This window comes from Yeosuana marina (genome assembly GCF_011762485.1).
GTDB classification, from domain to species: Bacteria; Bacteroidota; Bacteroidia; order Flavobacteriales; family Flavobacteriaceae; genus Yeosuana; species Yeosuana marina.
Map to the genome: position 1 here is coordinate 1 of NZ_JAAKGI010000003.1, position 22,473 is coordinate 22,473.

A 22,473-nucleotide genomic window follows, 5' to 3' on the forward strand; every position below is an offset into this window, starting at 1 on the left:
AAAACTGCTTTTAAACGTCGATAGAAATTGTGCTCTGGTACGCGAACACTTAACTGAAAATTGTTGAATAATTTCTCTCGATAATCTTTCTTGCCTTGCATTCCTAAAAATAAGAACTTTCATGCAAATCTTAAAATTTTAAACTATATTTGAGTTTTGTACAACAGGCACACCGGCTATAGTTCATTGCTTCTGACTTTCCTCACAGAAAGTCAGAAGCAAATTTGCTATCTTCGGTTTACGGCGGAAAATCCTCTCGGATTTTCACGCAACGAAACCATAGCCAAACCGTTGCCAGTAATTTAAAGAAACACCGAACAATCAAAAAAATTAATGAAAAAATCAACTTTAATACTTTTCCTTTTCCTAATCACAAAACTCTCTTTTGGACAAGAAAATGAAAACCGCTTAAACGGAATTGACCAAGAAATTGAAACTTTGCTGAATTCATATAAAGCCGTTGGTTTGTCAATTTCCGTTGTTAAAAACAATCAAATAGTATATTCTAAAGGATTTGGGTACAGAGATTTGGAAAATCATCTACCTGTAAACGAAAATACAATTTTCCCAATTGCATCTAGTTCTAAAGCTTTTACGGCTTCCTTATTAGGAATATTAGATTTTGAAGGCAAAATTTCTTTGAAAGACAAACCCAGTTTACATATTCCAAAACTTGAATTTTATAATTCTGATATGGACAATTTAATTACCATTGAAGATTTACTTTCACATAAAAGTGGACTTGGAGAAATCAATGGGACACTTGTTCTTTTTCCTGAACGAAGCAAACTCGAAGTCATCAAAAAACTAAAATACATAAAACCAGAAGGCAACCCGAAGGATAGTTGGATTTACAGTAATATGGGATACACTATTGCAGGTACAATTGTTGAAGAAGTAACAGGTGAATCTTGGGAAGATAATTTGAAGAAAAATATCTTTAACCCACTAGAGATGTCAAATTCTTATACAGATTTAAATAACATGAAAATGACTAATAACTTTTCATACGGTTATGGTTTGGTAAAAGGTAAAGTCGAAAAAGTACTATACGAAGAATACCAAAATTATAAACCTGCTGGTGGAATAAGAAGTTCCGCAAAAGATTTGGCAAATTGGATGATAGCTTGGTTAAACGAAGGAAAATTTAAAGAAGAGCAAGTTTTGCCAAAAGATTTTGTTAGCAATGCGACTACTATGCATAATATAAGACCTAATAAAAACGAAAAGGAGGTTTTTCTCTTTGGAGATGGTTTTGGGTGGCGAATGGAATCACAAGGCGGAAATTATAAAGTTTACCACGGAGGAAACACATCTGGATTTAGCTCTTTAGTCTTAACCTATCCTTTCGAAAAGTTAGGTATTACTATTTTAACAAATCAGACTAATTCAATTCTGCCATACATTATAGGAGACATTATAAAAAATAGAATGCTGGATTTACCAAAGACTGATTTAAAAGATTATCCTGTAATTGTAAATGATATTTACGTCCCAAGTGAAATCAAGCAAGAATTAAACTCTATAAAGAAGCCAACACATAACTTATCATCATTCATAGGCATATATGAAAATAAGGGTTATGGGACAATTGAAATGGAACTTAAGGACGGTAATCTACATGCTATTTACCCGTCTTATAAGTTCTTTTTGGAACATTTACATTATAATGTTTTTGTTATGAAGCCATTAAAAAATGTATCAGATTTATTCAATCCAGAATTTGCTGTCAATTTTAGAACTAATAACAATGGAGAAATTTCATCACTGACAATAAATCTACAATCAGAGCCAGTCGAATTTATAAGAAAAAGCAAAGAATAAAAACTACTGGCAACACGGTATATAAAAAATAGCGGTTTAATCGCTTAATCGAAAGAAAATGAATAAATTAAAAGTTAGTTATAATCCGAAAAGTTAGTGATAATAATCCGCAACTTTTCATATACAACAACGTTGTGCGTCATTTAACAAAACTACCCGAAAAATATAACCAGATGAGATATAACAAAAATGAAAACTTTTGAACAAATCATACTTTTATTAGTTTCTGGTCAAGGGTTATTGTTAAGTTTTGCTTTGCTTTCCTCAATTTTAAAGAAAAATTATTCGAGTTTTTTCTTGGGGATAATAACTACTGTAATTACGTTAGAAATTTTAAACATTTGGGGAATGCGAACATCATATCACAGTTTAGAAAATGCGTTTCCTTTTTGGGTATTTGGTTCTTATTTATCTCTTCCACCAGCCCTATGGATGTTTGTAAAATTAAATACCGAACCAACATTTCAACTTAAACCTAAATATTCTATCCTTTTCATTCCAGCATTAATTGAGATAATAATAGAATTATTTTCATTTTATTCTAATAGATTATTATGGACAAAATACGATTTAATAGAAAATTCGTTTTGGTATATATTAACCGAAATAGTACCTGTAATTTCAATGATTGTGGTTCTAATCTTTTTTGCAAAAGAACTAAATAGGCTAAATAAACGTCTAAAAAAAATGCCAATAGCTAAAAACAAATTTTTTCAAAATTTGAGGTTATATCTCTTTTTTATAGTTTTTTCCCTCTTAACATTATTTTGGTCATTGATTACAATCTTTGACTTTCAGGTTTTTATGATAATTGAAATACTACTACTATTTTTTCTATTTGCTCTTGGTTACATAGGATATTTTAAACCATCTTTTTTTGATATTCCTAAAATTTTAAAAACTGAAATTATCAAGGAAAATTTTTCACAATACGATGATGATAAAGAACTCAAAAGATTAAACCTTCTTTTTGAAAATGAAAAAATCTTCACTAAACAAAAATTATCATTAAAAGAAGTAGCGTCTCGACTTCATCTACCAGAACGATATGTTTCAGTAATCATCAACTCTTATCATAATACTACTTTTACATCATATGTAAATTCTTTTAGGGTTGCAGATGTAATTGAACGAATTAAAGACCCAAAAGAAAGCAACAAAACACTTTTGGGTATTGCTATGGAATCAGGTTTCAATTCAAAATCTTCTTTCAATAGTATCTTCAAAGCGACTACAGGAAAAAATCCATCAAGTTTTCTAAAAAAATAAATATGTCCAGAAACACGATTTTGGACGTCTAGCTTGTGCTTTAAATATAATTAAATAGCTAAATTTTTATTGCTTTGTCATTTAAAACAACTTTTATGAAAAATACACTAATGGCATTGATTTTACTTTTTGGAATACTAACTGTTGCAAACGGACAAGAAAAATTCTCGAAAAACCCAATGGATACCAAATTTATTACAGAGGACTTTGAAAGGTTTTGGCAAGCATTCGACGAAATGGACAATTCATCTGAAAATCCATTTGAGGGCTATTTAAAAAATGCGTCAGAAGGTTTTAGTCCGCTAGTTGATTATTTTGACCCAAAAACCCTGTTTCAAACCGTTAAGGAAAGAAAAGAAGATTATTTGAAATCAAGAAACGTTTTAGATAGTTTGAGCGGAAAAGAAACCGAGATTAAGAAAGCTTATTCGAAAATGAAATATTGGTATCCGACCGCAAAATTTCCACCTGTATATTTTGTTGTCGGAATGTTTACTTCAGGTGGCACGATAACCGACAAAGGACTTTTAATAGGTTCTGAAAAATTGGAAAATCTAAACCGCTTGACTGGATTAGTTTCCCACGAACTGATTCATTATCAACAAAGCATCGAGGGAGAAGATAATCTTCTCAAACAAGCAATTTTAGAAGGAAGTGCCGATTTTATTGGAGAAATGATTTCGGGCGAACATATTAATTTGGTTCCTTTTAATTATGGCAATGAAAACGAAGAAGAACTTTGCAAAGAATTTGTGAAAGCAATGAAGAAGAAAAATTACAAAGATTGGCTTTATGAAACTAGTGGAAAAGACAATCGACCGAACGATTTAGGATATTGGATGGGGTACAAAATTACGGAGGCATATTTTAAAAAACAGACAGACAAAAAACAAGCCATAAATAATATTTTGAACATAAAAGACCCTATGGCATTCCTTAAAGAAAGTGGATATTTACAAAAATATATGAAGGACTGAAGGACTAGCAACAGGACAAAAATAACGAAAGCACAACAAGCCGTGTATAATTCATTGCCAGTTGGAGTCTACTTACGTACGATCCCGCACGTGCGGGACTCGCGGACTTTCTATCTGTGATTTATTTGCTAATTTTAAAGTTTAAAGCACATTACAAATCTTATACAAACGCGTTATTTAATTTTAATTAAGCAATTATTATTTACAAAAAGTAAATTTAACTTTACATATTGTAAATTTTTTTTATATATTTGTGTCATAATTTTAAATAACTATTTATGAATACAAATTTTCTTTTATCAAATAAGTTCAAATCGGTAGGTTGGTTAATTCTAGTTTTAGGTTTAGTTACTGGGCTATTTGTAATATTTGCAGGATACGAATCTAGTGTTCTAGAAGTAAAAGTACTTTCAATATATTCTAAACCTATTATTGGAGACGACAATGGGTTTTTTAAAATAATAGAGAATAGTATATTAGATGAAATTGCTGCCTTATTCATTATAATTGGTGGTGTCTTGGTTGGTTTTTCAAGAGAGAAAACAGAAGACGAATATATAGCTAAACTTAGAACAGATTCTTTGATGTGGGCATTATTTGTCAATTACACAATTCTTGTTTTAGCTATAATATTCGTCTATGATTTCACATTTTTTGATGTCCTTGTATTTAATATGTTTACACCTCTACTATTTTTCATTTTAAGATTTAACTTTTTAAAGATTAAAGCATGAAAAATACTATAAAGGTTGAACGCGCAAAGCATGATCTTACTCAAGCCGACTTGGCTGAAAAAATAGGGGTAAGTAGGCAGTCGATTAACGCCATCGAAAAAGGAAAGTTTGTGCCATCAACACTCTTGGCATTAAAGCTTTCAAAACTATTTGATACTTCTGTTGAAGAACTCTTTTTGTTAGAGGAAGGCGACTAGTCTTCTTAAGTCTGTTAATAATAAAATTTTTATGACACCATCATATTTCGTGGAGGCGGTATTTTTATTGCCAAAAATCTGGCTAAAAAAAAACCTATTTATAACACTATTATTGTTTTTTTCTCTTCTCTCATATAGTCAGTCCAGTGATTTTTTAATTTCTGGAAAGATCATTTCAAAAGAAGAAAAGCAACCACTAGAGTTTGCTACAGTTCATGTTGAGAGAGTTAGGGATAGCACTCTAATTACATACACCTTATCTGGTAAAAACGGTAACTTCAAAATGGAAGTTAATTCGGATTTGAAAAAAATTAAGCTGTTTATATCTTATTTAGGGTATGAGACAATTGAAAAAACGATCGAATTAGATAAATCGGTAATTGATTTAGCAATAATTGAGATGAATCCAGATACAAATACATTAGATGAGGTGGTTATTAAGTCACGTGCACCTGTAACATTAAAAAATGGACTCATAGAGTTTAACGTAGCTTCTTTTAAAACTAAAAATAATGCCAGTGTCGAAGATCTATTAAAAAAATTACCTGGTTTCGAAGTCAATACCAATGGACAAATATTGGTAAATGGTATTGGTGTTGATAAGTTACTAGTTAATGGGAAACCTTTTTTTGGTGATGACCTAACGATAGCAACTCGTAATTTAACTAAGGATATTATAGAAAAAGTTCAGGTAACAGATTCTAGAACTAAGTCGGAAGTGTTTACTGGTGAAGAAGGTGATAAAAACAATAAAACAATCAATCTTATCATTGATGAAGATAAAAATAAAGGTGTTTTTGGTCAATTAGCTGCTGGTAGTGGTACCGATGCGCGATATGAATACGCTGGAATTACAAATTTATTTAATAACGAACAGAGAGTTAGTGTGCTAGTAGGAGGTAATAACTTAAATGCACCAGGTTTTAGCTTTGGTCAAATTCAGAATATGTTTGGTGATGATGATTCTTATGAAGACGGTATTGTTACATCTAAAAACATTGGTAGTAATTATACAGATGAGGTTTCAGACGGAGTTGACATAACAGCAGATTACTTCTATTCTGAGAGTGATAGTGAAAATGTGGTGATATTTGAAAGAGAAAATATACTCGCAAATGGTAGCTTTTTCAATAATTCAAATACCAATAACAAGAGCGACGCCAAAACTCATAATTTAGATATAGAGGCAGATATTGAAATCGATTCAACACTTTTAATAAATTTTGAACCCTCATTTACTTTTGGTAAAAACCGTCAAACTGAAATATCAAAAGAAGAGTCAATAGATAAAAATAATGTAACAATCAATCAGTCTACAGTTAATTTGTTTGAAGAATCCAACGTGAAAAATTTCTATAATGGATTGTATACGACAAAAATAATAGGATTAAAAGGGGGCTTCTTGAAGTTTAATCTAGAGACAGAAATAAATGAAAATAATGGGGAGGAGTTTTTGACCTCTCAAACTATTTTTCAAGACAGTAGCCAAGAAGATATCTCAAGAAATCAATTTATAGATAAAAAAGAGTCCTATTATCGGATTAGACCATCAATGATTTTTAGGTTACCCCTAAGAGCCAACGAATTATTCTTTGATGTGAAATTTGATTATCTAGTCGAAGACCGTCAAAGCACCAATAGTACCTTTGAATATAACAGTTTATCTCAGGACTATGATATGTTTAATACCGAGCTAAGTTCTGATTTTACATACACTAATAAGTTGATAACGCCTGGATTGGAACTATTTTATAAAAGAGAAAAATGGTCGTTGGGCCTTGAAGGAAAATATTTATTAAGAACAATTGAAAATAGTGATAAGCTTAGACCCGAACAAAAATTAGAGCAAGATTTAGAAGCAATGGAACTTAGAACAAATTTCAGTTATCAGTTCAGCGAAAGTAGTTCTATTCACTCAGGTTACTCATTTGCGAATAATCCACCAACTATAAATCAATTACAAACATTTCAAGATGTAAGTAACCCTTTAAACACAGTTGTAGGGAATCAAAATTTGAAACCTACAAATAATCACAGTATATATTTGAACTATAACAGTTTTAATTTAAAGGGGAAGTCTGGAGCGAACGTAAATATTAATGCCAACTTCATTGAAGACCAGATCATAACAAGAAGTATAGTTAATGAGAATTTGTTAAGAAATACAACTTATGATAATGTTAACGGAAATTATAGTATAAATGCAAATATGTCTTTCAACAAACAAGTTCGCCTAGACTCTTTAAGAACACTTAAATTTAATTTGGGCAGTACAATTGGGCAAAATCGAACAATTAATTTCAATAACGATATAAAGTATGCTTCTATTAACAGAACGATTCAACCAAGAGTTAACTTCTCGTTTAATTGGAGCAATATGTTAGATTTTCAAGGAAACTATTCCTTGTCTTTGACCCAGAGTAAATTTGATTTAGATAATTTACCTAATCAAAATTTTACTCAGCATAACTTAAACTTTCAAAACACTTTTTATTTTTCCAAAAGTTTGCAATGGCGTAATGATGTCAACTATAGGTACAATCCAAATGTTGCAGAAAATTTTCAAAGGAGTTCTTGGTTTTGGAATTCTAATCTATCATATTCTTTTATGAATGATAATGCCTCGATTACCTTGAAAGCATTTGATATTTTGAAGCAAAATACTAATGCCATAAGAACAGCACGGGCAGACTATGTTCAAGATGTGCAGAGTACAGTTTTGGAACAGTATTTTTTACTCAGTTTTAGTTGGAAGTTTAATAGCTTAGGTAAAAAAGCAAGAGACAATGATAATTTTTTCTTTTTTTAAATATTTGATGAATTAAGTATTAAAATGTAGCCATCAATTGTATTGTAGTATCAAAAAAAAGTAATGAGACTTATTAAATCACTGACATATTAAATATTATAAAGAAAAAAAATAAATTGCTTCTATTTTTAAATGTAGAACAAAGAAAAAATTAGAAAAGATTTGTGTGTTAGTTAGTGATTTTTTTGTGAATGACTTTGGTAAACGCAGAAACAGGAGATCAAGATGATAGGCCTGTCGGCACCAGAAATAACAATGAAGCTGCATCTTGCGAATGGTATAAGTGGTCTTACTGGTTTTAATGATTAGTAATGGTTGATAGCTAGCAATCATAATCTTTTTTAATTTAGATTATGGTTGCTTTATTTTAGTATCTGTATAAAATAATTTAAACAGAATGAAAAGCAGGATTTTAATTGGTACAGTTCTTTCATTGATTGCTTTAGTGGAATATGTATTACCAAATTTAAAAATAACAGTTCAAATATCATCGGTGTTTAATCAAGCAACTGATTTGAATAACAAAAAAAAACCTGTCTTTCCAGATATACATAGGTAGAAGATGAAGAGAACGCGTTAGAACATACCCTAAATATTATACGAACTCAAAACAAAATCGCTGTAGAATGAAATTTATTTCGAAACTATTAACTCTCTTTTTAATTACAATTCTTATCGAAAGTTGCTCGTCAACAAGGACATACACAAAAAATAAATACTGGAGTTGTCTGGGACCTTTTGAGACAGTTATGGATAAGGACAAGCAAGAATTGATTTATAAAATTTTAGAAAGAGCTGTAGTTTCAAAAAAGGACATACCCGATTACCAGTTGCTAAAAGATAAAAAGAGAATTTATATTACAACGCAATACACTGACAAGTTTTTTGAGGAGTCTGAGGTATCCTATCTAGGCAAAAAAGACATTCCAAGACGAATAGCTGGTGTAAAGTTTTCATTAAAAAGCCCAGAAGAGCTTCAGAAGATTGCCGACGAAACAGGGCTATTCACTTTTTTGAGTCTTGGTAATATTGAGATTAATCAAGATACTGCTGTCATAGGGATTGACCATTGGTGGCAACAGCAAACAAATTCTAAACAGATCCAAATGAGTGGTGGAGGATATATTTTAGAATATAAAAAAGTTGATGGTAAATGGCAGTTTGATAACGTGGTTAAAAAGTTTTAGTCCTAATTAATAAAAAAATGAAATTTATATTGATAATAGTGACTTTAATCACATTTTTATCTTGCTCTCAAAAATCAGAGAAGGCACATATTTCTGGAAATATTGAGAATATTCCAGACAGTACAAAAGTCGTTTTGGCAAAAGCTTCTGGTAAAAAATTAGATTCAACGTACACAGAAGATAGTAGATTTAGTCTAACACTTTCTTTAAATGAGGAACCAGAAATGTTTTCTATAAGTTTTCAGAACGATTCTTTATGGCACTACGAGAAATTGTTCATATCAAATGAACAAATTGATATTTCTGGAGATTTTTCAAAAAATGCAATTAATGTCAAGATTGAGGGTTCAAAACACAATCCTTTTCAGATAAAAATTGAAAATTATTTAAAGGAACTATCACAACAAAGAAATCAAATTAGAAATGAGTTTATGAGTGCTAGAATTGAAGGTAAGTTGAATGACAGTTTATATTCTGCTATTAAATTAAAGTTGAATTTGGTTGATATTGAAACTGAGAAGAAAAGAAAGGAATTTATTGAAGATAATATTGAATCTTATTACGCCCTTTATGAATTGTGCGTATATAAGAATGATTATGAATTAACAGAGCTAAAAGAAGTTTTAAAAAAAATAACTAAAGAGAAAAAGGAATCCAAATATGCTAAGGTCATAAAAGCCTCTATTGAATATCCAAAATTAAATACAAATGACAAGTATTATAATTTTAGTGCTAAAGACCAAAACAGTAACGACTTTGTATTCTCAAATTTATTTGAGTCTAATAAAAAATATGTGCTTTTAGAATTTTCCTCTAATAGTTGCCCATACTCAACCAAAGCAATACCAATGTTAAATGATTTGAATTCAAACAGTAATGATAATTTACAAATTATCAGTTTCTCTACTGATGAAGAATTGTCAGATTTTAACTCTTATTCTCATAAAATTAAGCACATAGCCTTGTATGACGGAGACGGTACATACAGCGAAACTTACACGAAATATGGTGTTGATGTTACACCAACTTATTTTTTATTCAATCCAAAGGGAAAATTAATCGAAAAGATTGAAGGTTATGGAGAGGGAACAAAAGATAGAATATTAAATCAAATAAAATGAAAAAAATAATATTACTGTTAATGATCCTAAGTTTGGAGATCAAAGCTCAAAACAAAGAGTTGAATATCTCAATTGATGAAAATGTAGAAACCTTATATAGTGTTGCTTATTTATCAGATTATTTTTTATTGAATAAGCACGACAACATCTTTAAACATAAATTAAATGAAATTTGTAAGCCTTTAAAAGATCATAAAGCTGTACATCTATTTGATAGTTTGTCTGCAAATTACAGTTTTAATTATTATCAACCTGTTGAATGGGTTCTAAAGTTTTCCCAGTTTCCTGAAACAATTCAGGAGAACAACAAAGATTTAACCCACGAAAACCAGAGTGATAAAAAAAGACAATTGCTTTCAGAATTTAAAAAGGAACTTATAAAGTTTCATCAAGATTCATTATACCAAAAGTATTTAGGTTCTGTAGCATCTTATAAAGCAGCTGTCTTATCAACTTTAAATTCATCTAAATCGATTTATAGATTACCAGTGTATTTAGAAGATTATTATGGGAAAAGCTTAATGTCTTATAATTTAATCGTTTCACCATTGGTGCACTCAGGTGGTTTTAATATTGAGCTTGAAGATGCCAATCAAAGTAAGGAAGTCTACGCTGTAATTGGCCCAAATGGAGAAGTTGATTTTATCCCTTATTTTGATAAGGATTACCTAGAGTATGATATGATTTTACACGAATTTGGTCATTCTTTTGTAAATCCTTTATTGCTCAAATATTCTGAAGATATCGAACTATTGAGCCAAAGATATTACACAGATGATCTTGAAAATGCAGGAAAACAGCAAGGATATAGCAAATGGAAATATGTGTTCAATGAACTCTTACTTAGAGCAACTACGATATGTATTGTAAAAAGACATATTAGCAAGGAGAAAGCAGAAAAACTTTTAATGTATGAAAAGTCTATTGGATTTTCTTTGGTAGAACTATTTATAAAGCATTTAGACGATTATGAAAGCAACAGAGACAAGTACAAGACATTTGATGATTATTACCCTAATCTTATCGAAAAATTAAAGGTTTCTTGAAGATTGAATTTTATAAACTTTTTAAATTTTAAAATACAAATACACTTAAAAAAACATACTCAATGAAACTAATTATAACCACTTTATTATTCCTTATTACATTGACATCAGCAGGTCAAGAAACAATTACTATTAGGGTTTCGACACCGAATAAAACTGATGAAGTATTTATTGCAGGAAATCAAGCAAGTCTTGGAGATTGGAATCCTTCAAAAGTAAAAATGAATAAAATATCAGATTTTGAAAGGGAGCTAACTGTTTCTGTCTCTTTTCCAGCAGAATATAAATTTACTAGAGGAAATTGGGAAAGTCAAGGCATAATTAAAAATCTTTCTAATAATCCAAATCTAGTGATCAAAGATAAAAATTCACAGAACACATTTGTAATCAAAAATTGGAGTGATGAAATTAAAGAGGACGAAATGTGTTTGCGATATGATATCAAAAAATACAATTCAAAAATACTCAATGAAGAAAGAGTATTAAAAATAGCTCTTCCAGATAATTACGATAAGAATAATAAATATCCTGTTATTTATATTACAGATGCAAATACAAAAAACTTTTCTATAGCCTTAAGTTACATAAGTCAGTTGATGAATAGCAATTCAATTCCAAAAGTCATCTTGGTTGGTATAAATCAAAAAAAGCGTTGGGAGGAATTAGATGTGTTTTGGAGCGATAAAGGGAAAAAATTTAAAGATTATTTATTTGAAGAGGTTATTCCATATATTAACTCTAATTACTATACTTCGGGATTTAATACTATAATTGGTCACTCTGATGGAGCAGAATACAATCATCTACTTATGTTAGAAAAAAATAATCCCTTTCGTGGGTTTATAAACATAAGTACTAATCTTAATAATGATGTTTCTGAGGAAATAGAAGAATTTTTCAAAACAAATATTGAAAAAACCCTTTATTATTTTATTTCTAACGCTAAATATGATAGTGGAGACAGAGTCTTGGCTGGAAATCAAATAGATAGTCTCTATAATATCTCAAAAAATAAAAATATAAGGTTTACCAAAGAAGATTATACAGCAGATCACCAAAACTTGGTTTCTAAATCAATGCTTAACGGTATTTCTTTTGTTTTTCAAGATTACAGAAATCTAGATAATTATAAAAGGATTAAAGAATATGCTGAGAATTATCAATCTGAAATTGAGGATTTTTATGGTTTTAAACCTGAATTTGAAGAAAACGATTTTGGTTTTTACTTTTCTAAAATTATGGATGAAAAGAATTTACAGGATTACGAATATTGGGTAAATTTTGGTAAGGAAAACAATTTTTTATTTGGCAGCTCATTAGATAGAGCTAATCATTATTTTGAATTAGAAGAGTATGACCATACTATAAAATTTTGGGAAAAGGCAGTAAATGAATTTGAGAATATTTACCCTAGATCATACCTTGCTAATTTCCCTAAAGCAATAAGTGCCTATTTGTTTGAAAAAAATCCTTTTGGAGCTATTGAGTTTCTAGAAAAAAGTATAAAACGGTTGCCAGAATTTAGTTTAGAGTTCAATTATTTTATAGCCAAAACATCTATTGAAAATAATGTAAAATTAAAAAAAGGACGAGAAGCATTAAGGTTTTGTAAATTAAATTATAAAAAAAACAGATATTTTTCTATGAAAGAACTAAAAGAGCTTGAAAGAGAATAATCTTTAAAATTTTTATAATGATAGAATTAATCAAATTAAATGAAATCGAGTCTGTCGTAGAAATATTTGACGATGTAAAAACGGGCATGAATCATAAAGGAATAAATCAATGGGATTTTATATATCCTAATGAAAAAATTTTAGAAATGGATATTATTGAAGGAAATGCTTATGGATACTATAATAAAAATGAAATAATTGCTTATGTATCAATCAATGAAAGTTTCGATAAAGAATATGAAACCGTAAACTGGCATTATATTGATAATAATCCTTTAATTATTCATAGACTAGCAGTTAAATCTAGTGCTCAAGGTAAAGGCATAGCAAAAAAATTAATTTCTTTTGTTGAAGATAAGGCAAAATTTAACGGTTATAAAACCATAAGATTGGATGCTTTTTCTAGTAATCCAAACGCTTTAGGACTATATAAAAGTTTAGGATATAGGTATGCTGGAGATGTAAATCTTAGAAAAGGGGTATTCCATTGCTTTGAGAAAATATTGAGCAAATAAAACATAGTTAAAATTTATTTTGAAAAAAAAGTTATACATAGCCGTAATTATAATTTTGGTATCCTGCAAGACGAATAAACCAAAACAAACTAATGTAATTACTTCTGATATTGATAATTTTTGGGAAGCTTATGATTTGATTATTAAAGAAAATGATAGCCTAAAACAAATTTCTTTAATTGACTCATTATACATAAAAAAAGGTTCTATTGGCTTACAAAAAATCATGGAAGTCCAAGAGTATACTAATACAGAGTATGTAAAAATGATAAATAATTATCCAAAATTTTTATCCTCTCTAAAATCAAATACTTTAAAATCAAAGAGAATTGCAAATGAACTGAATGATGGTATAGAAAGGCTAAGAGCATTATATCCAGAATTAAAACCAGCTAAAATATTCTTTACAGTAGGTTGTTTAAGAACTAATGGCACAACTAAAGAAAATTCAGTTCTTATTGGTAGCGAACTAGCTATGGCAGATACACAAACAGATATTTCTGAATTTAAAGATAGAACAAAGGAATGGCTTAAAACTTTTTTTGCTACAAATCCTATTAAAAATATAGTTTTATTGAATGTACATGAATATGTGCATACTCAGCAAAATTCAATTCCAGATAATTTACTGTATACTGTTTTGTATGAAGGGATAGCAGAATTTGTTTCAGTTAGGGCTATGAATATAGAATCAAGTACAGAGGCTATTCAATTTGCAAAAAATAACCCTGATGTTAAGGAAAAATTTGAAAGAGAGATGTTTTACGAAAAAACTTATGATTGGCTATGGAGTAACTCTCCCAATGAATTTGGTATGAGAGATTTAGGATATTATATAGGCTACTCAATAGCAGAGAGCTATTATAATCAATCATCAAATAAAGAAAAAGCAATAAAAGAATTGATAGAATTAGATTACTCAAATCCTAAAGAAGTAAATATACTCATAGATAAATCAAAATTTTTCTCTAAAACAATAGAAGATTTAAGAAAGGCAGACAAAAAAAAGGAGACCGAGAGTATTGAATATTAAAGAGTTTGATAATAATACTATGAATGTGAACTATAAAATCGATAAAATAACTTTCAATTTTTCCGAAAAATTAAATGGATATAATACAGGCATCGATTATTCAGATTTAGGAACGAAAGCTTTTCCAGAAGTAATTTCAAGAGAATGGAGTATTGATTCAACTTCATGTTCTTTAAGGGTAAATTTAGAAAGGAATAAACATTACAAATTTTAGACAACAAATAATTTCAGAAACGATAGCAATATACCATTAGTTTCCTATTTAGTTGAATTTAAAACTTATAAATAACACTTTGCAAATGAAAAATTTAGTATTAAAAATTACAATAATAATTTCCTTGTTATTATTATCATCATGTTATTCATATCGAATCTTTCCTAAAGAATTTAGAAAAACTAAAACCAATCTCGATACAAAACCAAAAGCATTTGTAATAAATAAAGAATTAGAAAGGGAATATAAAATTCTACAAGAATCAAATATTTATGATATTGTCGAAGACAGTATTAATCAGTTAAAAGTAAAACTGTACCCTTTCGAACAAATCAGAAAAGTAGATGGTCAACCAATTATCATAACTTTTTTAACTCTTGGTCAAGTACCTGTTAATTTTTACGATGCTTATAGTTTTAAATTTGATGAAATCATAAAAAATGAAACAATAGAAAATAAATTTGAGTTACAGATTGCACAAAGAGTTTGGTTGTGGGATATATTTAAATTTAATAAAGATTTTGAAGGTAAAGCAGGAAAAGCTTTAAGAGGTAGTTATTTGAATACAATTGAAAATTAATTTTTTAAAAATGTCCAGTTTTCAAATTCTCAATCGTCATGTTAGTATAAACTTAAATATTAATTTTTAAAATTTAAAAAAATGAAAGAATTTATGATGATTTTTAGAAACGATTATAATCCATCGTTTAATCCCTCACCAGAGCAAATGCAAAAAAGTATTAAGCAATGGCAAGATTGGATAGGTGGCATTGCCGCTCAAGGCAAGTTTGTAGAGACTAACCGTTTGGGGTTTGAAGGAAAAACGCTCAAGCCAAATAATGTCGTTACAGATGGACCCTATGCTGAGGTTAAAGAAATTGTTGGCGGCTATATTATTGTTAAAGCAAACAATATGGATGAAGCAATTGAATTGGCTCAAGGTTGTCCAATTTTAGCCATTGGAGGACACGTTGAAGTAAGAAATGTAATGCCGACTAATTAATTTGAAGAACGAAAAGGTATTATTACCAAAATTATTTAAAACAGAGTACAGAAAAATTATTTCTGTGCTCTGTAATACATTTGGTTTGTCTCAAATTGAAATAGCAGAAGATATTGCTTCAGATACTTTCGCTTTAGCTTCTGAAACTTGGGGACTTAAAGGAATACCTGACAATCCAACTGCTTGGCTATATACTGTAGCAAAGAACAGGGCAAAAGACTATTTTAAAAGAGAAAAAATTTTTTCAGAAAAAATATTACCGGAAGTTAATTCAAAGCTAGAGAAGTCGGATGAAATTAGAATTGACTTTTCAAAATCCAATATAAATGATAGTCAGTTAAAGATGATTTTTGTTTTATGTAATCCAAATATTTCTCAAGAAGCTCAAATAGGGCTTTGTTTGCGTATTTTATGTGGTTTAGGGATTGATGAAATTGCTGAGGCTTTTTTAACAAAAAAGCAGACAATTGAAAAACGCTTGTTTAGAGCAAAATTAAAGTTAAAAAAACTTGATTTTAAGATAGAAATTCCAAAATCTGACGATTTAACTAAACGTCTGGATACCGTGTTGGCAACATTATATTTGTTATTTAATGAAGGTTATTGTTCTAATTCAAAAAACTTACACTTACGTAAAGAGTTATGTTTTGAAGCTATGCGTTTAAATTATATGTTAATTGAAAACGATTTTACAAATAAGCCTGGTGTAAATGCCTTAATGGCATTAATGTGTTTCCATTCTTCAAGATTTGAAGCAAGAACAAACAAAAGTGGAGAGCCAGTTCTATATTATGAGCAAGATAAACAGCTATGGAGTCAAGAACTTGTTCATAGAGGTAATTATTTTTTAACTGAAAGCGCTAGAGGAGACGTAATTTCAAAGTATCACTTGGAAGCTTCTATAGCATACTGGCATAGTACCAAAATAGAAAACCCCAAAAAATGGAATCATATATTAGAACTATATAATAAACTGCTACAGATAAAATATACACCTACTGTTGCACTTAATAGAACTTTTGCACTATCAAAAGTATATGGGTCTGAGAATGCTATAGCTGAAGCATATAAGTTAAAATTAGATGATAATCATTTTTATCATACTCTTTTGGCTATACTGTTGCAAGAAACGAATAAAAGTAAAGCAATAGAACATTTAAATATTGCCCTTAAAATCGCAAAATCAGATACTGATAAAAATACTATAACAAATTATTTAAATAAACTATATGATTGAAGGTTTACCAATTTATGTATCAGTTTTTTTTATCCTAATCGTTCTTTTAACAATTGTATTTTTGTTCAAATCGATTATAAATTTAGGAATTAGTTTTAAGAAAATTACCTTAATCTTTTTTGTCCTATTGATTTGGATTATAACTCAATCGATGTTGGCATTTAGTGGTTTCTATTCAGAGAATCCGAATATTTTACCACCAAGAATTATGTTATTTGGTATTTTACCGCCTCTCATAGTAATTGTATTTTTATTTATAACAAAAAAAAGAAATTACTTAAAAAAGAATCTTCTATTTATAAACTTAATCAATTTAAATATAATAAGGTTACCTGTTGAAATAGTATTGTTTTTGCTTTTTATAAATGGTTTTGTGCCGGAAATAATGACCTTTGAAGGATTAAACTTTGATATACTTGTTGGTATTACAGCACCTTTAGTCGCTTATTTCGGGATAACTAAGAAAAGATTAAATTATAAAGCCATATTAGCATGGAATATTGTCTCAATTCTTTTGCTTTTTAACATTATTGCTCTAGCTATATTATCTGCACCTTCGCCATTTCAAAAATTAGGATTTAATCAAGCTAATATTGCTATTTTTTATTTTCCTTTCGTCCTTTTACCAACTTTTATAGTGCCGGTTGTTTTATTTGCACAATTATGCACAATTTATCTACTAGTGGGCACAAGAAAAATCCCAATTGAGAATTATTAAAAAAATTATGAAAAAATTACTTGTTTTAAGCCTAACTTTAATATTAGGATGCAACTCTTCAAATGAAAAGAAAAACCTATCACAATTAGATAATTCAAGCAATAGCTATATAATCGAGGATGTACTGATTAAGACAAGAGATGGGGCCAAAATATCTGCAATAGTTTGCAGAAAAAAAGAAAATGTAAAACCAAAAACGGTAATCTTACAAAGTACTATTTATGTTAGAGATAAGGGTCGTGACTTAAACACTATAAAAGAATCTGTAGACAGAGGTTATGTTGGAGTTATTGCTTATGCACGAGGAAAGCGATTTAGTCCAGATGAAATCTGGCCTTATGAAAACGATGCTAGTGACACTTATGATGTCATAGATTGGATTAGTATACAAGAATGGTGTAATGGTAGTATTGGTATGTTTGGTGGTAGCTATAATGGATTTACGCAATGGGCATCCTTAAAAGATCCTCACCCAGCTCTTAAAACTATAGTGCCCTATGTAGCAAATAGACCAGGAATGGGGCTTCCAATGGAGAACAATGTATTTATTAATCCAAACTATGAATGGTCATTTTTTGTTGGAAATAATAAATATTTAGATACGATTGTAGGTAATGATAGAAAACGATTTAGAGATTTGATGTTCAAATGGTGGGAAACCGGAGTTTCATATAAAAAGATGGATAGCTTAGATGGTGTTCCTAATAAATGGTTTCAAAGATGGACTGATCATCCATCTTTTGATGGATATTGGCAAAACATGGCACCTTATAAGGAAGACTTTTCAAAAATTGATATACCTATACTGTCCATTGATGGCTATTATAACGATTCACAAAATTCAGGACTTTATTATTTAAGAGAACATTATAAATACGATCCAAATGCAGAGCATTATTTGATTATCGGACCATATAGCCATTTTGGTGCTCAAAGAAATGGCTCAAAAGTAATAAATGGTTATGAAGTAGATAAAGACGCATTGATAAATACCAACGAAATCACTTATCAGTGGTTTGATTATATTTTTAAGAATGGCAGGAAACCTAAAATACTAAAAGATAAAATTAACTATCAAGTGATGGGAGCGAACGAATGGCGAAGTGCTGCATCATTAGATGATATGAGTAACAGCTCTTTAAAATTTTATCTAACCACTCAAAAGCAAGAAAATATCTATTCTTTAAGTAAAGAAAAACCTCTAAAAGCTGATTTTTTATCTCAGACAGTCAATTTTTCTGACCGAAAGAACTCGAATAATGACTATTATCCAGACCCAATTATCAAAGATAATATGGATTTAAGTAACGGGTTTAATTTTATAAGTGAACCTTTAAAAGAGTCAGTTTTGGTAAATGGTTCATTTACAGGTGAATTATTAGTTAATATTAATAAAAAAGATTTTGATTTTGGGGTTACGCTTTATGAAGTAATGCCGGATGGAAAGCTGTTTCATTTATCATACATTATTGGAAGAGCAAGTTATTCCGATGATATTGAAAATAGAAAGCTTTTAGAACCAAATAAAATTGAAAAAATCCAATTTTCAAATACACATTTGGTAAGTAAGAAACTAAATAAAGGTAGTCGCTTATTGGTATATATAAATGTCAATAAAAATCCATTCTCAGAATTAAATTATGGAACGGGTAAAATAGTTAGTGAAGAAAGTATTGAAGATGCAAATATACCTTTAGAAGTAAAGTGGTATAACCATAGTTTTGTAAGCATACCGATTTTAAATTAGGTTGTTGTAACTAAAATGTTGTAATCAATAAAACTAAGACAATGCATAAAATAATTCTATTTTCGGTATTGACAATACTCTCTTGTAAAAGTCAAGAAAAAGAAGGAAATTTTTCTGAAGTAATAAATGCCATAATTTCTGATGCAGAAAAGCATCAAGTTGTTATGATTAATGAAGATCACGACACGCCGAAACATCGTGTTTTTTCGGAAACATTATTAAAACCCTTATATAATTTAGGTTTTAGATATCTTGCAGTAGAAACACTTAGTGAAAGCGATACAATATTAAATAAAAGAAAATTTCCAATTAAACAGTCAGGAACATATTCTGTGGAACCAAATTATGCTAATTTTATAAGAACTGCATTAGAAATGGGATACACATTGGTTCCTTATGAAATAAGAATGGATGAAGAGGATGAGTTAGGAGAACAAAACTTCATAACATTTCGAGAAGAGTGTCAATCACAACACTTAGCAGAATTGATAAAGCAAAAGCCCAAAGCCAAAATATTCGTCCACGCAGGAGGAGACCATATTAGAGAAAAGACAAAAACTAAATGGATGGCAGAGCGATTCAAAGAAAAAACAGGAATAAATCCTTTAACAATTTCACAATCACATTTAGATGAAAAGCAAAACTTAAATGATATTAAAATTCACAAACAATTTAGCGATAAATTTGATGTTGATATATTGCTTGAGTATTCCAAAAACAACCAAGTTGTTAACAAGCTTTACTCGGTTCTTAATAGAGTTTTAGTAGAATTTAATTTAGATGTTTTACCACAATCTAAAATTTATATTACAACTGAATATTCAAAATTTGGTGATAACGCAATTCCAGTCTCAATTGTTAATCAATCAAATAAAGCTTACTTGATGCCTAACAAAGCTTACGTAATTATTATAGATAATCTAAAGAATACATTTAATATCACAGAAAACGGTAAAGTAATGTGGAACCAAAATAATGAATTATAAAGTAAAACCCTGTAATTCATATTTACTTAGCGTCCTCTCAATCTAATTATTATCAATTTGATAAATTGGAATTAATAAAATTGATATATGAATAAATAGATCGTTATTACCTATTGTTTTTAATATTCTGAATTCATTAAACTGTTAGGTTTTAAATATATTTCAAATTTCTGTAAATCAATAATAGCGTTGAATCGTTTAAGTAAATTGTTTCCTAAAATTTCATGAGCCTCTACGCCTTCTGGGTCTTTTTCACTAATGGATATAGGCACAAATAAAAGATCAAATGCTCCAAATTGGAGTTTAGGTAAAATGTAATCGTTAGATTTCCAAGAAATTCCAGCACTTCCAGTAGAGGTAGAAGTTCCAACCTTTTTCATAACATTATTCAAACTATTTTCTGAAGCAAATTTTTGGCTTAAATTAAAACTACCATTGGAACCTGAGTCATATTCAAACCAACCTTCAGATTTTTTATTTTCTGTTATTACTTTACCTTTAATATATGGGACTCCTCCAATCATTTTTGTTTCAATCTTTTTATAATCTTTTGGAACTGTTTCAAAAGATTGATGGATGATTAAAATCTTTTTTTCGTAATCTATTTCTACAATTTTATTTTCAAATGCTATCCACCCAAGAACTCCGTCAAACTTTGGTCGCTGGTAATCTATAGAAAGAAGACTCACGTTTTCCCAATTCAAATTATCTATTTCTAATTTGTTTTTTGAACTTGTTGCTACTTTATGATTTCCATCTGAACCGTTATTATCAATTTCACCATCCAATTTTAAATTAACTTTATTTTCGATTAAATTTGATACAACAACTATTGCATTTGCCCCTGTATCAAAAAGAAAATCTAAAGTATTTGAATTGTTTATTCGTCCTTTTAAATAAATTCTATTATCACTACCTAATGTAAAAGGAATCGTATCCGTTAAAGCTTTTCTATTTTTATTATCGTGATAATATTCTAGTATTTCTGATTCTTGCATTGAAGGTTCTTTTAATATATCTGTGTTTACCCTAGTAAAAGCCTTCTTGTCGTCCCATTCAATAACAAAATCATATGTTTCATTCTGTTTTATATTAAGTGTTAACGTATCAATATCAGATATAAAACTTATATTTTTTTTACCGTTAAATTTTCGGGGAACAAATTCATCAATCTCAATTTCTGGCGAAATAGTCCAGACATCTTTGAGGTATTCATTGCCATCTTCTATACTGATAACTTTTGTGGTTGTTTTTAAAACAGGTATTTCTTTTTTAGTAGTACAACTTGTTAAAATTAAGGCTATAAATAATTTATAGATGGATTTCATATTTTCTCTTTTTTAATTAATGATATTAAGTTTTTTTTGTTTTCGTTTTTTATTTCTGCGTAGATATCTGTTACATTGTTAATAATAACAGATAGTTTGTTTAACAATATCTTTTGCTCAATTTCATCTAGACCATCCAATGAAATTTTCGTTACAAATTTTTCTTCTTGGTCTAAAAACATACATATATTTTTGCCCTTTTCTGTTAGGTGTAGTTTTACGTTTCTCTTGTCTTTTTGATCTACTTTTTTAAGTATATATCCTTTAGCAACTAATTTATTTACCGCTTTTGCTGTAGTTGTTTTATCTACCAATAGATTTGTTGATAAATTTTGTTGATTAATTCCTGGATTTTCTTTTACTCGCATTAAAAATTGATATTGGCCTTTTTCGAGATTTACAGATTTCATAAAAAAATCAGAAAATGAATTTAATGCTCTATAAATTTTTCCGATTTCTCTTAATATTTCTTTATTCATTATTCATTTATTTAGATGAAAATTCAACTAATGCAAAATTAATCTTGACTATTAGAAATAATCAAAATGAACCATCGAAAACGTATCAATATTTTTTTTTGATACATTCATTTTAAAGATTACAATGATTTTTTTTTGATAATTATTTGTTTTGTGTTGAGTAATTGAAAAATCAACAGTATTGATATCGAATATTATTCTATGAAACTTGAAAATTCAACCAATACAATTTTTTATAAAATTGAATAGTTAAATAAACTATACAAGTCTGTGGCACAACATAATCTCGACAAATTTGGATTTAAGGTAACGATAAGCCAAATTTTACTCTTAATATAAATTGATGAGAAGCCTAAGACTAGTCAAGTTGAAC

22 protein-coding genes are annotated in these 22,473 nt (G+C 29.1%); 20 read left to right on the top strand and 2 right to left on the bottom strand.

The features are described 5' to 3' along the window. Window positions 1-333: 333 nt before the first annotated feature. From G5V56_RS04590 to G5V56_RS04685, 20 genes are all read left to right on the top strand, one after another. The gene (locus tag G5V56_RS04590; RefSeq protein WP_166962190.1) at window positions 334-1,824 is read left to right on the top strand and encodes a serine hydrolase; all 1,491 of its coding nucleotides are present in this window, start codon (window positions 334-336) and stop codon (window positions 1,822-1,824) included. Window positions 1,825-2,013: 189 nt separating this feature from the next. After that, entirely contained in the window at window positions 2,014-3,093 is a 1,080-nt protein-coding gene (locus tag G5V56_RS04595; RefSeq protein WP_166962193.1) for a helix-turn-helix domain-containing protein, read from the top strand. Window positions 3,094-3,188: 95 nt separating this feature from the next. Further along, window positions 3,189-4,070: a gliding motility protein GldB-related protein gene (locus G5V56_RS04600; RefSeq protein ID WP_166962196.1), complete on the top strand. Its 882-nt coding sequence runs from the start codon at window positions 3,189-3,191 to the stop codon at window positions 4,068-4,070. Window positions 4,071-4,348: 278 nt separating this feature from the next. Continuing rightward, window positions 4,349-4,804 carry a hypothetical protein gene (locus G5V56_RS04605; RefSeq protein ID WP_166962200.1) on the top strand — a complete coding sequence of 152 codons (456 nt, stop codon included), beginning with the start codon at window positions 4,349-4,351 and terminating at the stop codon, window positions 4,802-4,804. Next, the gene (locus G5V56_RS04610; protein ID WP_166962203.1) at window positions 4,801-5,001 is read left to right on the top strand and encodes a helix-turn-helix transcriptional regulator; all 201 of its coding nucleotides are present in this window, start codon (window positions 4,801-4,803) and stop codon (window positions 4,999-5,001) included. Before G5V56_RS04605 ends, G5V56_RS04610 begins: the two co-directional genes overlap by 4 nt. Before the next feature lie 31 nt (window positions 5,002-5,032). After that, on the top strand, window positions 5,033-7,810 hold the full coding sequence (locus G5V56_RS04615) for an outer membrane beta-barrel protein (RefSeq protein WP_166962206.1): 2,778 nt from the start codon (window positions 5,033-5,035) through the stop codon (window positions 7,808-7,810). Between the two features lie 397 nt (window positions 7,811-8,207). After that, complete coding sequence (locus tag G5V56_RS04620) at window positions 8,208-8,369, top strand: hypothetical protein (RefSeq protein ID WP_166962209.1); 162 nt, start codon at window positions 8,208-8,210, stop codon at window positions 8,367-8,369. Window positions 8,370-8,436: 67 nt separating this feature from the next. Continuing rightward, entirely contained in the window at window positions 8,437-8,997 is a 561-nt protein-coding gene (locus G5V56_RS04625) for a hypothetical protein (protein WP_166962212.1), read from the top strand. Between the two features lie 17 nt (window positions 8,998-9,014). Further along, window positions 9,015-10,118, top strand: a complete 1,104-nt coding sequence (locus tag G5V56_RS04630; protein WP_166962215.1) for a thioredoxin-like domain-containing protein — start codon at window positions 9,015-9,017, stop codon at window positions 10,116-10,118. Beyond that, window positions 10,115-11,164, top strand: coding sequence for a DUF4932 domain-containing protein (locus G5V56_RS04635; protein ID WP_166962218.1), 1,050 nt, complete (start codon window positions 10,115-10,117; stop codon window positions 11,162-11,164). The genes G5V56_RS04630 and G5V56_RS04635 overlap by 4 nt, the downstream gene beginning before the upstream one ends. Window positions 11,165-11,226: 62 nt before the next feature. Further along, entirely contained in the window at window positions 11,227-12,840 is a 1,614-nt protein-coding gene (locus G5V56_RS04640; RefSeq protein ID WP_166962221.1) for an alpha/beta hydrolase-fold protein, read from the top strand. Window positions 12,841-12,857: 17 nt separating this feature from the next. Continuing rightward, window positions 12,858-13,355, top strand: coding sequence for a GNAT family N-acetyltransferase (locus G5V56_RS04645; protein WP_166962224.1), 498 nt, complete (start codon window positions 12,858-12,860; stop codon window positions 13,353-13,355). Window positions 13,356-13,374: 19 nt separating this feature from the next. After that, window positions 13,375-14,388 carry a hypothetical protein gene (locus G5V56_RS04650; protein WP_166962227.1) on the top strand — a complete coding sequence of 338 codons (1,014 nt, stop codon included), beginning with the start codon at window positions 13,375-13,377 and terminating at the stop codon, window positions 14,386-14,388. 25 nt (window positions 14,389-14,413) lie between these two features. Further along, complete coding sequence (locus tag G5V56_RS04655) at window positions 14,414-14,602, top strand: hypothetical protein (protein ID WP_166962230.1); 189 nt, start codon at window positions 14,414-14,416, stop codon at window positions 14,600-14,602. A gap of 85 nt (window positions 14,603-14,687) precedes the next feature. Next, window positions 14,688-15,182 (top strand): hypothetical protein, encoded by a 495-nt coding sequence (locus G5V56_RS04660; RefSeq protein WP_166962233.1) that lies wholly within the window; start codon window positions 14,688-14,690, stop codon window positions 15,180-15,182. A gap of 93 nt (window positions 15,183-15,275) precedes the next feature. Next, window positions 15,276-15,605, top strand: coding sequence for a YciI family protein (locus G5V56_RS04665; RefSeq protein WP_240911222.1), 330 nt, complete (start codon window positions 15,276-15,278; stop codon window positions 15,603-15,605). Window position 15,606: 1 nt separating this feature from the next. Next, window positions 15,607-16,842, top strand: coding sequence for an RNA polymerase sigma factor (locus tag G5V56_RS04670; protein ID WP_166962239.1), 1,236 nt, complete (start codon window positions 15,607-15,609; stop codon window positions 16,840-16,842). Then, window positions 16,835-17,560, top strand: a complete 726-nt coding sequence (locus G5V56_RS04675; RefSeq protein WP_166962242.1) for a hypothetical protein — start codon at window positions 16,835-16,837, stop codon at window positions 17,558-17,560. The genes G5V56_RS04670 and G5V56_RS04675 overlap by 8 nt, the downstream gene beginning before the upstream one ends. A 7-nt stretch (window positions 17,561-17,567) precedes the next feature. Then, complete coding sequence (locus G5V56_RS04680; protein WP_166962244.1) at window positions 17,568-19,307, top strand: CocE/NonD family hydrolase; 1,740 nt, start codon at window positions 17,568-17,570, stop codon at window positions 19,305-19,307. Window positions 19,308-19,348: 41 nt separating this feature from the next. After that, window positions 19,349-20,293, top strand: a complete 945-nt coding sequence (locus G5V56_RS04685; RefSeq protein WP_166962247.1) for a hypothetical protein — start codon at window positions 19,349-19,351, stop codon at window positions 20,291-20,293. A gap of 119 nt (window positions 20,294-20,412) precedes the next feature. Here G5V56_RS04685 and G5V56_RS04690 read toward each other — a convergent pair whose 3' ends face one another. Next, complete coding sequence (locus G5V56_RS04690) at window positions 20,413-21,621, bottom strand: aspartyl protease family protein (RefSeq protein WP_166962249.1); 1,209 nt, start codon at window positions 21,619-21,621, stop codon at window positions 20,413-20,415. Beyond that, window positions 21,618-22,100, bottom strand: a complete 483-nt coding sequence (locus G5V56_RS04695) for a MarR family winged helix-turn-helix transcriptional regulator (protein ID WP_166962252.1) — start codon at window positions 22,098-22,100, stop codon at window positions 21,618-21,620. Before G5V56_RS04695 ends, G5V56_RS04690 begins: the two co-directional genes overlap by 4 nt. Window positions 22,101-22,473 lie beyond the last annotated feature (373 nt).